We start from the raw sequence: 12,880 nt of genomic DNA on the forward strand, positions 1-12,880 counted from the left end.
CTCAGCGTTTCTGCTTGGATAAAACGTTGCGGCCCAAACGTTCAAGGGCCGTACGCAAATCTTCATCATGGACATCCTGCGAGACTCTGCCCGCTTCGGCCATGATTTCAGGTTTGATCTCGGGTTTCGCTTGTTTCGGCTTGTGTTCGAAACTGGCCTGCCCCTCGGCAAATCCGGTCGGAGCGGTCTGGGTGATGCGCACACGGCTGATCGCATTGAAGCCGTAAACGGCGTTCACCTTGCCGCGCAGTTGTTCTTTCTGCATTTCCAGCATGGGGGCCTGCGGCCCGGTTGTCAGCACGGTCAGGGTCGCCCCCATCCCGTTCCTGCCATAGCCCACATTCACCGGTCTTGCGATGGCGGCAGTATCCTGTCCCACGATCTCGGCCCAGTGGGTCAGAAGGCGCGAAACGGCAAAGCCCCGGCTTTCGCCGGCGCGCCTGATCTGATCGTTCAGCAATGTCGCGGTGCGTTTGAACCCGCGGGTCGAAGAACGTCTGCGCTGCATCTGGTTTCCAACTCCTGCACCGCTATTGTAATAGGCAGGCCAGCAGGCGCCAGCGAAACCCGACAGTGAGATAGATAAAACTTGCGTGACAGCCCCGAATTTAACCTGAGCGCTGACTTGCTCGACTGGTATGACCGCCACGCGCGCGAGATGCCATGGCGTGTTGGCCCCGCCGACCGCGCGGCAGGCGTGCTGCCGGACCCTTACCGGGTCTGGCTGTCCGAAGTCATGCTGCAACAGACGACCGTCGCCGCCGTGCGGGACTATTTCACCCGCTTCACCACGCGGTGGCCCACCGTGCAGGCGTTGGCCGCGGCCCCGGATGATCAGGTCATGGGGGAATGGGCGGGCCTTGGCTACTATGCCCGTGCCCGCAACTTGCTGAAATGTGCCCGCGTCGTGGCGGACCAGCATGGCGGGCAGTTTCCCGACACCTATGACGCGCTGTTGGGCCTGCCGGGGATCGGCCCCTATACCGCCGCCGCGATCTCGGCCATTGCGTTTGACCGCCCCGAAACCGTGCTGGATGGCAATGTCGAGCGGGTGATGGCACGGCTTTACGATATCCATGACCCGTTGCCCGGATCAAAACCTGTTCTGAAAGAAAAAGCGGCCGCGCTAACACCCAAGCTGCGCCCCGGAGACTACGCACAGGCCGTAATGGATCTCGGGGCCACAATCTGCACACCCAAATCCCCTGCCTGCGGAATCTGCCCTGTGCAGCCCCCCTGCCTTGCCCGCGCCGCAGGCACACAGCCGGAGCTGCCGAAGAAAACACCCAAAAAGCCGAAACCCACGCGATTCGGCCATATCTATATAGCGCAACAGCCAAACGGAGCGTTCCTGCTGGAACGTCGCCCGGACAGGGGTCTGTTGGGTGGAATGTTGGGCTGGCCCGGCTCGGATTGGTCCGAGGCCCCGCCCGAGGCCCCGCCGTTTTCGGCAGAGTGGCGCGCGCTGAACGGCGAGGTGCGCCATACGTTCACGCATTTCCATCTGGTGTTGCGGATCTGGACCGCACCGCTGCCCGAGGGCACCGAACCCGACGGGCTGACCCTATTGCCCAAGCATGACTTCAAACCCAGCGACCTGCCCACGGTGATGCGCAAAGCCTACGACCTGTGGCGGGGGCAATAAGCCCGCTGGGCAAGCCCGGCCCGTCCGGCTACGGTGCCTCTGCCTATTCGGAGCATCATGGATGATCGCGACTCAAACCTTATCGCGCTGGCAAGCCGCCCTGCCCTATTGGGTGTCCTTCCTGCTGATCCCGCTGATCTGGGCAACGGCCTTCGCAGGGGGCTGGTGGGTTTTGCTGATCCCCCTGTCCACATGGTGGGCCTTTGCGGTTCTGGACCGCCTGACCGGCCTCAACCTGCAAAACGCCGACCCTGAAACGCCCGATGATGCGCTGCATTGGTATATCCTGCTGACCAAGCTCTGGATGCCTGTCCAATTCTTCACGCTGTTTGGCCTGATCTGGTACGCAACCCACAGCGATCACCTGTCGAGCTGGTCAAAAATCGGGGTGTTCTTCGGCATGGGGGTCATTTCGGGCACGATCGGAATCAACTACAGCCACGAGCTGATGCACCAAAAATCCCGGACCGAGCGTTGGCTGGGCGATCTCCTTCTGGCGATGGTCCTGTATTCTCATTTCCGGTCCGAGCATCTGCTGGTCCATCACCGCCATGTCGGCACCCCGCGCGACCCGGTCACTGCGCGCTACAACGAAGGCTTTCACCGCTTCTACCCCCGCGTGCTGCGGCAATGCCTCATCTCAGCTTTTCGCGCCGAGCGGGACAAGCTGGCCCGCAAGGATCGCCCATGGACCGACCGCTCGAACCCGTTCTGGCGCTACTGGGCGCTGCAAGGCGGCATGCTGGCCCTCGCCACCCTGATCGGAGGCTGGTCCGGCCTCGCCCTGTTCCTGCTGCAAGCGGGCGTCGCGATCTGGCAGTTAGAGCTGGTCAATTACGTGGAACACTACGGACTGACGCGAAAACACTTGGGCCAAGGCAAATACGAACACGTCCTGCCCCGGCATTCGTGGAATGCCTCACAAAAAGCGTCGAACTGGCTGTTGATCAACCTGCAGCGACACTCGGACCACCACTACAAACCCAACCGTCGCTTCCCGCTGCTGCAAAACCACGCGCAAGAAGACGCACCACAACTGCCCTACGGCTATCCGGTCATGACCGTCGCAGCGATGATCCCACCCATATGGCGCCGCGTCATGAACCCGCGCGTCCGTGCATGGCGGCGGCACTACTACCCCGAAATCACCGACTGGCACCCTTACAACAAAGCACTGAACCCCAGCCCAAGGGCGTGACCGCAGCGCGCACCGCGCGCTGCCTGGCCCAACTGGAGGGGCTGCATCTTCGATGCTGTCCAAACAGGCGGGAGCCCCTTAGAACACCCAGATGTCCATTGGGTCTTCCACACCTCGCACTGCTTGAGCATTGCGCCTTTGAAACCCATCCATCAACGATCCACCATTCGGATTCTCGCGCAACGCCTGCTCCCGCAACGCCTCACTGACCACGATCCGGGCGTGAAAATCACGGGTCATCGCCTCCAGCTTGGCCGAGACATTCACCGCATCACCGATCACGGCAAATTCCAACCGGTTGGCCCCGATATCCCCCAGAACCACCGACCCGAAATGCACGCCTATCCCGACATGGATTTCGTGTTCTCCCGCGCCGCGACGCTCTTGGTTCCAATCGTCGATGACGCCAATCATCGCCCGCGCGCAGCCCAGCGCATTGCTGGCATCCAAAGGCGTTGCGACCGGAGTGCCAAAAGTCGCCATCAACCCATCGCCCAGATATTTGTCCAGCGTGCCATGGTGTCGGAACACCTCAGCCTCCATCCTTGCATGAAACCCGCGCAACACTTCGATCACCTCATAGGGGTCACGGCCAGCTGCAAATTTCGTAAAGCCCACAATGTCGATAAACAGCACCGCGACATCCGCCTTGCGCACCTGCTTTAGCGGCTCGTCATTCTGGCTGAGTTCCTCGACGACGTTGGGCGAAAAATAGCGCGACAGGTTCGCCCGTTCCCTCTCCAACCCCGCGTTGCTCATCAACAAGCGATTTAGCCGTCGCATCGACACGCCAAGTGTCACCGCGACCATGGCAAACACGATCACCTGCTGAATACGCTGCGGGATATCGAAACTGTTGGGGTCCAGCAACTCTGCCACATCCGGATAGCCCTGCAACGCCGCCGCCACCTTCTGGCTGATCCCCGGCATTGGCGTGGCCACCCACCAGGCGATGATCCAACCCGCCGTCCAGATCAATGCCGTCCAGGAGCCAATTGCCACAACCGTGCGCCACGAATAGGCCAACGTACCGGCAGCTAGGATGATGAAGAAATACTGAAAATTATCGAACCGATACTGCATCGCAAGCGGCCGGACATCATCGCTGAACGGGTTCGGCACAATCATCCCAAGCGTCATGATCAGCAGATCGACAAAGATCAGCAACAGCTCGGTCCGCGATTGCCCAACCCGCCCTGCGCGCCGGATCAACCAGCCATTGCTGCAAATGAGCAGCAGGATGAAATGATACCACAGCACCTCCCATTGCGGGTTCAGGAAGATCAGTAGAACACCGGTTAATGCCATGGCGATCCAGCGTGCGCGGACGGCCAGTTCCAGGCCCTCCTGCTTGTGCCGTTGCATCGCTGCTTCGGTGTATTTGTTGTCCAGATCCACAACATCCGGCTGGGTGACGGCGAACCGTTCCAAACTGGAGGGGCTGGCAGTTATCTCGCTCATGACAGGAACCTCTGAGGTAGTGCTGGCGACAGACCCATGCAATCACCTTGGACCAGAAAACAAAAGACCCCGCCGAGAACGGCGGGGCAAGGCGTAGTGCCTTGTGTCAGGCCACAGGCACCGGCGGTTTTCGTGATATCAGTTGTGCATCTCAGCCCGGATCTGCTGGCGCAGCACGTCGATCGGCACTGTCTTGCCATCGCGCTTGAAGCACCAATAGGTCCAGCCGTTACAGGAGGGGGCGTTTTCAAGATGCGCGCCAACCTGATGGATCGAGCCTTTGACATTGTCGCCAACCAATGTTCCATCCGCGCGAACCTTGGCCTTGTGGCGCTGGTTCATCGAATATAGCTCTTCTCCCGGGCGCAGCATCCCACGTTCGACCAGCTGGCCGAAGGGCACACGCGGCTCAGCGCGTTTGCTGGCGCTGACTTCAAGCGCTTCGCGGTCGAACTTGCGCACCTTCGAGATGCGCTTCTCGGCCACTTTGCGATAGCTTTCTTCACGCTCGATGCCGATGAACTCACGCCCCAACATCTTGGCGACAGCCCCTGTCGTGCCAGTACCAAAGAACGGATCCAAAATCACATCGCCCGGATTGGTCGAGCCAATCAGAACGCGGTGAAGCAGAGATTCGGGCTTTTGCGTCGGATGCGCCTTGTCGCCGTTTTCGTCCTTGAGGCGCTCATGTCCGGTACAGATCGGCAGAACCCAGTCACTGCGCATCTGCACGCCTTCGTTCAGCGCTTTCAGAGCTTCATAGTTGAACGTATATTTCGCACCTTCACGCTTTGAGGCCCAGATCATCGTTTCATGCGCATTGGTGAACCTCTTGCCGCGGAAATTCGGCATCGGGTTCGACTTGCGCCATACGACGTCGTTCAAAATCCAGTATCCCGCGTCCTGCAGGGCCGAGCCCACGCGGAAAATGTTGTGGTATGAGCCGATCACCCAGATCGCGCCATTGGGTTTCAGCAGACGATGCGCTGCCTTCAGCCACTCACGCGTGAACTGGTCATAAGCACCGAAACTTGAGAATTGATCCCAGTGATCGTCAACCGCATCCACCTGACTGTTATCGGGGCGATGCAATTGGCCTTTAAGCTGCAGGTTGTAGGGTGGATCCGCAAAGATCAGATCAACCGACGCCTCGGGCAGACTGTTCATCACGTCGATGCAGTCCCCGGATAGAATCGTGTTTATAGGGAGCGCTTTCGCGCCCTTTTTGGTGGTCGTTGTCATATCACTGCCTCAAGTATCCACGGCGCTTTTGCGCTCATTTGGTTGAGACAAGGATGAGTCAAAGACGATTCGCCGTCAATTTCTTTTTTGAATCAGCAGCTTACGATTTACTCTTGATACAAGATATTGTGTACCGTCTTGAACGAACGCCTATGATGTGGGGTCACGCCAAGATTTTGCAGCGCCTCGCGGTGCTGTTTTGTCGGATATCCGGCGTTTGCCTCCCAGCCGTAGCCGGGATGCTGTTGCGCTAAATCCACCATCAGCTGATCGCGCCAGTTTTTCGCGATGATCGAAGCCGCCGCAATCGACACGGATTTGCCATCCCCTTTGATCACCGCCTCGGACGGGATCTGCAGCCCATTGGGAATCATATTCCCGTCGATCAGAAGGTAATCGGGTGCCGGATCCAGTGCCTGAACCGCGCGAACCATGGCCAGATGCGAGGCGCGCAGGATATTGAGCTCATCAATCTCGGCGACCGAAGCCTCGGCCACGGTGATCTCGGCCCGGACCCGCAACTCTGCCTCCAACGCTGTGCGTCGCTTGAGCGAGAGCTTCTTGGAATCGTTCAGCCCCTCGGGAAAATCGTCTGGGTTCAGGATCACGGCGGCGGCAACCACAGGTCCGGCCAACGGGCCGCGCCCGACCTCATCCACGCCTGCAATCCGGAGGCGGCCCTGCGCGTGCAATCCCTGTTCAAGTTCATAAGTCGGTTTTGTCATCCGTTTGGAAAACCGCGTTTTCAAAGCCGCCGCAACAAAAAAAGAGAGGGCAGCTTGCGCCACCCTCTCTCAGCGCGATGCTGTTTTGCACCGCTCCTGCTCGACCGTGTTACTTGTAAACGACGCGGTATCCGTGATGGCGCAGGCATGCAGGTTCATACGCCCGCTTCACCTTGTTGCCATTCCAGAACCCGACCTTGCACTCTTGTGGCAGGCTGTTGGCATGTTTGTAGTGTTTGTTGAGGCACTTTGTTCCCAGCAGCGGACGTTGCCCGTAATTGTCATGCTGACGCAGGCAGCGTTGTGGCAGGTTATACCGTGCCACATGTTTGGGCAAAGGCTTCACCTTGTGATGCTTGACCTTTGGCGCAGTTTGCACGTGGTTGTATTGCCGCGCGGCTTTCTCGCGATCCTTGCGCTTTTCCTTGTTGTAGTAATGCACACCCGCGCCAATGATCGCGATCGCGGCCAGACCCCCGAGGATATCACCCCTATCCGCAGCACGCGCCTTTGACGCCGATACGCAGGTGATGGCCATTGCTGTCGCGATGATCAGAGCGATGAATTTCCTATGCATGATGCCTGTCCTTTCCGAGATTTGGGCGACCCCCTTGATGGACCGCGTCTTTGATGCCCCAACACTGGGTCCACCCCCATCGGACAAGCAATATCGACCGCATGTTATTGGATATCAGGTACCGCAAACCCCTTTGGTCATTGAATATCAGCCCAAGCCATGCGCAGGATGCAGCTTATGAAACAGATCGTCTCTTCTCTGATCACAGCGGCGCTGATATCGGTGGCCCCGGTCGCTTTGGCCGCAGAATGTTATGCCGACTACAAGGCCAAACAGGACAGCCCACTGCGCCTGCACTACGGCGTGATGCAGGTGTCGTCCTGCGACAAGGGTCAGGCAACGAGTGAAGTCGCCCAGCGCCTGAGTGGCTCGGGGTGGACCCTGCTGAATGTCCAGTCCGTTTTTGGGCCGGAAGGGTTGGATCAAAGGAAGGCCAATGCCGGACAATTCTATCTCCGTTTCTGAGGCGCGACGCTCGGGCGTGCGCCTTGTCGGTCTGGGCATTGCCGCCATTGTCGTGATCCTGATCACCGCCGCGCTGTTCCTGTTCTGGACACTGCCCGATGCCAACGCCTTCAACGCCCGCGTCGAACGGCTGTTTGTCGAGGCGGATCTGACCTCACAAACCGAAATTCGGTTGCTTGAGATTCTGGCCCAGTCGGGTACGGCCTTTGCCGATACGCTTTCCAGCTACCGCATGGTGATCTATGTGCTGCTGGTCTTTGCCTGCGCGATGATGATCTCGGCCCTCGTGTTTCTTGTTATGCTGGCACTATTGAACCGGCGCATGGCACAGATCGAACGCACCGGCATCCAGGTGACATCCCTGCTGATCAGCCGCGAGGAAAACACCGTCTACCTCAACAACATGGATTTCAAACTGACCCCTGCGGCGATGGAGACCCTCTCGGTTCTGGCGGAATCGCGATTGGATGATGAGGTCCTGTCAGGCGCGCAGATCGAGGCGACGATCTCTGGTCGCAATACCGCCGATTGTGACGAGGCCGCAGGCGCCACACGCATCAAACGGCTGCGCGACGCCTTGGGCAATCAGATGGTCAGTGAGCTGCTGGTCAAGAACATCGCCAAAAAAGGCTATATGCTGTCGATCGAAAAAGACGTCATCCAGATGGTTTAAAGCGTTTCGAATTTTCGTTGAAACGCCCTGTATCGCTTTTTGCGTTCGACCGAAGAGTGGGGCAGCGAATAAGCGGTTCGACATAAACTCGAAACGCTATAGGCCGCAGGAAAACCCGCGCCCCTCTTGGAATGCCAGACCAAAACGCCCATTCTATAGGAACTCCGGGCAAGGGAGGGATGGCGATGAACGTCCACACCACACCAAAATCCAACGGCTATGATATCTCGATCGAGCATCTGACAGACAGGATCGCGATTTTTCGCGATGGCCTCCTGCTGGCCGAAAGCCGGAATGCCAAGGTGATGTATGAAACCCGGCTGCCGCCGACAATCTACGTCCCGCGAGCGGATGTCTGTGTTGATCTCGGCAAAGAATCTGACCTTCAGACTTTCTGCCCCTTTAAGGGCACCGCGACTTATCACGACATCAAAATACCCGGAGATCGCCTGACCAATTCGGTTTGGGCCTATAACGACGCCCTGCCTGAAAGCGCAGAAATTCAGGGGCATATCGGGTTCATTCCAAGCGCCTATACGGATATCGACCTGGGCAACAATCAACTGCGCGACCCGCAAGACGGCAATATCAGCGGCCCGCTGATCGATTGGCTGATGCGTGGCGCGTCCCTGTCGGATACACCCGAAGCGTTCACAAAGGCGCTGGCCGAAAAGATGCTGGAACACGGCATAGCGATCCAGCGCCTCAGCATTCTTGCATGGTCCCTGCACCCGTTGATCGCGGGCAAACACTTCATTTGGGAAAAGGGCGAGGATGAGATCCTGACCCGCGCGCCCACCTATGAAATCTACGACCACCCCGCGTTCATCAACAGCCCCTTGCGCCATGTCTCGAACGGGTTGGGGGGCGTGCGCCAAAGGGTGAACGACGAGAACCCCCATAACAGCTTTCCCATCATCGAGGATCTGCGCGCCAAAGGGGCCACGGACTATGTCGCCATGCCGCTGCCCTTCTCGGACGGTCGTACAAACGTACTGACCCTCAGCTGCGATCACCCCGATGGGTTCACGACAGAAAACCTTGGGCTGGTATTCGAATGTTCTGCCGTGATCGCCCGCTTCTACGAGGTGTTCATGCAGCGCGAAAACGCGCAGGTTCTGCTGGAAACCTATGTCGGTAAACGCTCGGGCGCGCGCGTGCTGGGCGGAGAGATCCGGCGCGGCGACGGCGATGAAATCGACGCGGCCATAATGTTCTGCGATTTGCGCAACTCGACCAGTCTGGAAGAGAGCCTTGGCCGGGATGCCTATATCAATCTGCTGAATGGGTTTTTCGAGACCGTCTCGGGTATCGTGGACGAAAACGGGGGCGAGGTTCTGAAATTCATCGGCGACGCCGTGCTGGCCGTTTTCCCAGCAGGTGAGGAACCCGCCCAGGCCCGCGTGAATGCCCAACAGGCAGCGACGGAAATCGTCGAAAAACTCGCCAAGCTGCGTTCGGAAGATTCTGATGTCCACTGCGACTGCTCGATCGGCGTGTCATATGGCCGGGTGACCTATGGCAATGTCGGCTCGCGCGAACGGCTGGATTTCACCGTTATCGGACAAGCCGCCAACGTCGCAGCCCGCCTGGGTGAGCATAGTAAATCGACCGGTTACCGCATTGTCGTCTCGCAAGACATTGAGCCCGCCTGCTGCAATGCAATCCCTCTTGGCGATATCAAACTGCGCAACGTGTCCCAGCCGGTCACGTGTTTTGCCCTGCGAACGGCGGCTGATGCTGAGGTCGGTGATCCAGCTTAACCTCGGCGAAATATCAAGATCGCTGCGTTTGATTTGGTTCGACCATATGATGCGCCGACTAGATTGGGTCCCGTCCCGCCGCCCTGACGATTGGTGCAAATGCACCAGCTCTAGCCCGCACCCAACAAGATCAAAGCGGTCTGCGCCGGTGAGATCGTGCTTTGCAATTGCGCGATCTGACTGCGCGCCAGATACGTATCCGTCAGTTTCTGAATGGCTTCAGGTTCGGTGAATTGGGCCAGATCATCCGATCCGGTCAGACCTGACAAACGATCCTTGAACACCTCTAGCTGTCTGTCCAGATCGAGCTGAGAAAACGAGGATGGCAGGCCAAGCGCCGTTTCCATCATGCTGCGCAGGGGCGGCAAGCCCATCAAATCGAACCATTTGGTATCCGCACTGCTATTGTTGGCAGCCAGTTCGCCAAGCTCATGTTGCGCATAGAGGGAAATTCGCATCGTCTCATTTGTCTCGCCGACCGAAACTTCGAAGCGGGATACCAGATTATCTTCGGCGATCTCTTCCATATTCGTGACAAGGCCGGTCTTGCGCACCTCGCCGGGGCCAAAACCGAACGCTTGAGAAAACTCGCGGTACCGTTTGTCAGACAGCCGGTTGGACAGGGCATCATCCGCTCTGGTTCCATCCTCAAGTATCTTTTGGACGAAAAAACGGTTGTTGATGTCTTCTTCCAAACCGAATGCACCCAGTGCCACCTGTAGCAATCGGCGATCCGACACCAGATCTTCGGCGGATTGAACCTTGCCTATGTTTTCCAGAAAATACTGTTTGTCCCTCTGGTTGACGCTGGAGTTCGCAAAGCTCTCCAGCTGCGCGTCATAGGTCCGCTGCAAGAACCGCCAACCGACAATGCCGCCAGAGGGTATGACAGGCTGAAACGTCATTGCTGGTACGCCATCAACCGCTCTTCCCGCGGCAGCAAAGAACGGAGGGACTTGAGGCATTTGTAATATTGCTCGGCTACAAGTGCTTCGGTCGCTTCGCTCAGGACGCGCCGACTGTCTGAATCCGTGAATACCTGACTCAGCTCTTCCACCCGGCGCAACAATTGCTGACGTGCCTGGTCCGGCTCCATATCACCAGACAGGACCAGTTGCGCGGCATAACAGACGCGGCGCACAGGTGTTGTGACTTCGTCTGGATGGATCGCATCACGCAGTCGCAAAACGTTGGCCTGCGGTGTCATGATAGAAAACCGGCTGCGGCGGTCGCCATTTTCGATCACCACGCCATTGATCAACACCCGTTCTTTCGGGGCAAGCTTCAGGACCAGACCACTCATCCGGCGGCCCCCATGTGGCGCAGACCACGCAGAACGGCCATGTTTATCTCCAGCAAAGGTTCTACTGTCGCGGTGTTCCCCAAAACTTGGGCGCTGTGTTGTTCCGTAAATTCGGCCAGATAGAAAATCCGTGCGCGCAGGTCTTTGGGAAGCGAATTGTCAGAATCGGCGACGCCCGTTGCCAATACCGTCCACAACCGCCGATTTTCATGCAGTGCCTGAACAAATCCAGAAAAATCCGTTGTCTTCCGTGCAGCTGCTGCCTTGAGCCGGTGCGTGATTTTCGAGATCGCCTCATACTCCGTATCCCGCGGCGTGCGGGTCGGAGCGGCAGATTGCGCATAGGCGCGTTGGGCGTAGCTTTGCGGTGTCACTTGAAATCCTTCCAATAGGCCGTCTTCAGGCAGTCAGGACCGGGGCGCGGTGTTCACGCCCCGGCCAGGTTCCGGGGTTAACGGAACAGAGACAGGATCGACTGAGGCGCCTGGTTGGCAATCGACAGCGACTGAGTGGCCAACTGCTGCTGCACCTGCAACGCCTGCAAACGGGCCGAGGTTTCTTCCATATTGGCGTCCACCAATGAGCCGATGCCCGATTTGAACGAGTCAGTCAGGTTCGAAATGAACTCTTTCTGGGTCTCGATCCGACCCTGAGCCGAACCAAAGGCGGCCGAGGCGTCGATTGACGTGTCGATCAGTGATTCAACTGCCGCCAGCGCTGCGGTTGCACCCGGACCGGTGGACACATCAATACCGGTCAGCGCACCCAGACCACCTGAGCCTGCGTTCACGTACTGAGCAGAGAACGAAACGTCCGAACCCGTGCCATTCGTAACAGACAGAGTGCCTGCTGTACCCGAATCGTAGTCAACGGTCAGGCCAGTAATGCCCAGCTCTTCGATCTTGGCTTTCAGGCCAACGGCAACCAGGTCACCGGTCGTGGTGGCCGCCGCATCTGCTGCTGACACGGTGTAGGACACAACCTGATCATCAATAGCGACAACCACCTTATCGCCCGCCGCGAAAGCACCGCTGGATTCATCAGTCACCAGTGCAGTTGCCGATGTAGCACCAGCGGCAATGGTAGCACCAACCCGGTCATTGGCCGTCGACGAGCCGGTCGAACCGTCGAATACCGCCGCTGTGACATAGCCGCCGGTCGACAAGTTCTGACCCGCAACCGAGATCGAAGATGCCGTTACGGCACCAGTGTTGTCCCGATCCAGCGAAGACAGAATGGAGGCCGAACCTGCCGATCCGTCAACAAGGTTCAAACCATTGAACTGGGCAGCACCCACAACCGAGGAGATCTGGTCCTTCAGTGCAGTCACATCGTCATTGATCTTGCCACGATCCACGTTGTCTTCCTGCGCCGAAACGATCTTTTCCTTCATCTGGGTCAGAAGGTCGGTGACAGTTTCAGACGCGTTCCGCGCAACAGCGACGGTCGATTCACCCAGCGAAAGGCTGTCTTTGATCGCGTTGAAACCCTTGACGTCGGACTCCATCACTTTGGAAATGGCCCAGACGGCCGAGTTGTCTTTTGCCGTTGCAACATCCTTGCCGGTCGAGATCGCGTTCTGGGTCATCTCGAGGTTTTTGTTGACCGATTTCAGGGTCTGCAGCGCAACCATCGCGCCGTTGTTTGTCAGAATACTGGACATAGTTTCATCCTTTTGCATTAGGGCTTCAGCGCCCAAGATCACCCCGCTAGAACAACGGGCTTTGGTGTCTTTCTGACCTGTGCGATGCGCCGTTCGGCCCGTCGCGCCACCCAATGTTTCAGGTGCAGCACCACCTTTGACGTCGATCCCCTAACGGAGTGCTAA

The 12,880-nt window shown here is 58.1% G+C and carries 14 protein-coding genes; 5 read left to right on the forward strand and 9 right to left on the reverse strand.

The features are described 5' to 3' along the window. Position 1: 1 nt before the first annotated feature. Positions 2 to 508 (reverse strand): DUF721 domain-containing protein, encoded by a 507-nt coding sequence (locus AC2FD8_RS00690; protein WP_496853823.1) that lies wholly within the window; start codon positions 506 to 508, stop codon positions 2 to 4. Positions 509 to 589: 81 nt separating this feature from the next. On the opposite strand from AC2FD8_RS00690, the gene mutY reads away from it, so the two are divergent. Next, on the forward strand, positions 590 to 1,645 hold the full coding sequence (mutY, locus tag AC2FD8_RS00695) for an A/G-specific adenine glycosylase (RefSeq protein WP_496853821.1): 1,056 nt from the start codon (positions 590 to 592) through the stop codon (positions 1,643 to 1,645). A gap of 61 nt (positions 1,646 to 1,706) precedes the next feature. Continuing rightward, on the forward strand, positions 1,707 to 2,843 hold the full coding sequence (locus AC2FD8_RS00700) for an alkane 1-monooxygenase (protein ID WP_496853819.1): 1,137 nt from the start codon (positions 1,707 to 1,709) through the stop codon (positions 2,841 to 2,843). 78 nt (positions 2,844 to 2,921) lie between these two features. On the opposite strand, the gene AC2FD8_RS00705 is transcribed toward AC2FD8_RS00700, so the two are convergent. The 4 genes from AC2FD8_RS00705 to AC2FD8_RS00720 form a co-directional block, all read right to left on the reverse strand. After that, positions 2,922 to 4,304: an adenylate/guanylate cyclase domain-containing protein gene (locus AC2FD8_RS00705; RefSeq protein ID WP_496853817.1), complete on the reverse strand. Its 1,383-nt coding sequence runs from the start codon at positions 4,302 to 4,304 to the stop codon at positions 2,922 to 2,924. 138 nt (positions 4,305 to 4,442) lie between these two features. Then, positions 4,443 to 5,546, reverse strand: a complete 1,104-nt coding sequence (locus AC2FD8_RS00710) for a site-specific DNA-methyltransferase (protein WP_496853815.1) — start codon at positions 5,544 to 5,546, stop codon at positions 4,443 to 4,445. Positions 5,547 to 5,653: 107 nt separating this feature from the next. Continuing rightward, the gene (gene rnhB, locus AC2FD8_RS00715) at positions 5,654 to 6,271 is read right to left on the reverse strand and encodes a ribonuclease HII (protein WP_496853813.1); all 618 of its coding nucleotides are present in this window, start codon (positions 6,269 to 6,271) and stop codon (positions 5,654 to 5,656) included. Positions 6,272 to 6,380: 109 nt separating this feature from the next. Then, entirely contained in the window at positions 6,381 to 6,848 is a 468-nt protein-coding gene (locus AC2FD8_RS00720; RefSeq protein ID WP_496853811.1) for a hypothetical protein, read from the reverse strand. 177 nt (positions 6,849 to 7,025) lie between these two features. Between AC2FD8_RS00720 and AC2FD8_RS00725 the strand changes: the two genes are divergently transcribed. The 3 genes from AC2FD8_RS00725 to AC2FD8_RS00735 all read left to right on the forward strand — a co-directional run bounded on the left by AC2FD8_RS00725 (position 7,026) and on the right by AC2FD8_RS00735 (position 9,749). Further along, positions 7,026 to 7,313 carry a hypothetical protein gene (locus AC2FD8_RS00725; protein WP_496853809.1) on the forward strand — a complete coding sequence of 96 codons (288 nt, stop codon included), beginning with the start codon at positions 7,026 to 7,028 and terminating at the stop codon, positions 7,311 to 7,313. After that, positions 7,285 to 7,986, forward strand: coding sequence for a winged helix-turn-helix domain-containing protein (locus AC2FD8_RS00730; protein WP_496853807.1), 702 nt, complete (start codon positions 7,285 to 7,287; stop codon positions 7,984 to 7,986). Before AC2FD8_RS00725 ends, AC2FD8_RS00730 begins: the two co-directional genes overlap by 29 nt. Positions 7,987 to 8,171: 185 nt before the next feature. Continuing rightward, complete coding sequence (locus tag AC2FD8_RS00735) at positions 8,172 to 9,749, forward strand: DUF427 domain-containing protein (RefSeq protein ID WP_496853805.1); 1,578 nt, start codon at positions 8,172 to 8,174, stop codon at positions 9,747 to 9,749. A gap of 110 nt (positions 9,750 to 9,859) precedes the next feature. Here the strand turns inward: AC2FD8_RS00735 and AC2FD8_RS00740 are convergent, their stop codons facing one another. The 4 genes from AC2FD8_RS00740 to AC2FD8_RS00755 all read right to left on the reverse strand — a co-directional run bounded on the left by AC2FD8_RS00740 (position 9,860) and on the right by AC2FD8_RS00755 (position 12,715). Next, entirely contained in the window at positions 9,860 to 10,654 is a 795-nt protein-coding gene (locus AC2FD8_RS00740) for a DUF1217 domain-containing protein (RefSeq protein WP_496853803.1), read from the reverse strand. Further along, complete coding sequence (gene flbT / locus AC2FD8_RS00745; protein WP_170375637.1) at positions 10,651 to 11,052, reverse strand: flagellar biosynthesis repressor FlbT; 402 nt, start codon at positions 11,050 to 11,052, stop codon at positions 10,651 to 10,653. The genes AC2FD8_RS00740 and flbT overlap by 4 nt, the downstream gene beginning before the upstream one ends. Beyond that, entirely contained in the window at positions 11,049 to 11,426 is a 378-nt protein-coding gene (gene flaF / locus AC2FD8_RS00750) for a flagellar biosynthesis regulator FlaF (protein ID WP_496853801.1), read from the reverse strand. The genes flbT and flaF overlap by 4 nt, the downstream gene beginning before the upstream one ends. Positions 11,427 to 11,503: 77 nt before the next feature. Then, a complete protein-coding gene (locus AC2FD8_RS00755) occupies positions 11,504 to 12,715 on the reverse strand; it encodes a flagellin N-terminal helical domain-containing protein (protein WP_496853799.1) in 1,212 nt (403 codons plus the stop codon). Positions 12,716 to 12,880 lie beyond the last annotated feature (165 nt).

It is taken from the genome of Ruegeria sp. YTSC192 (assembly GCF_059609705.1).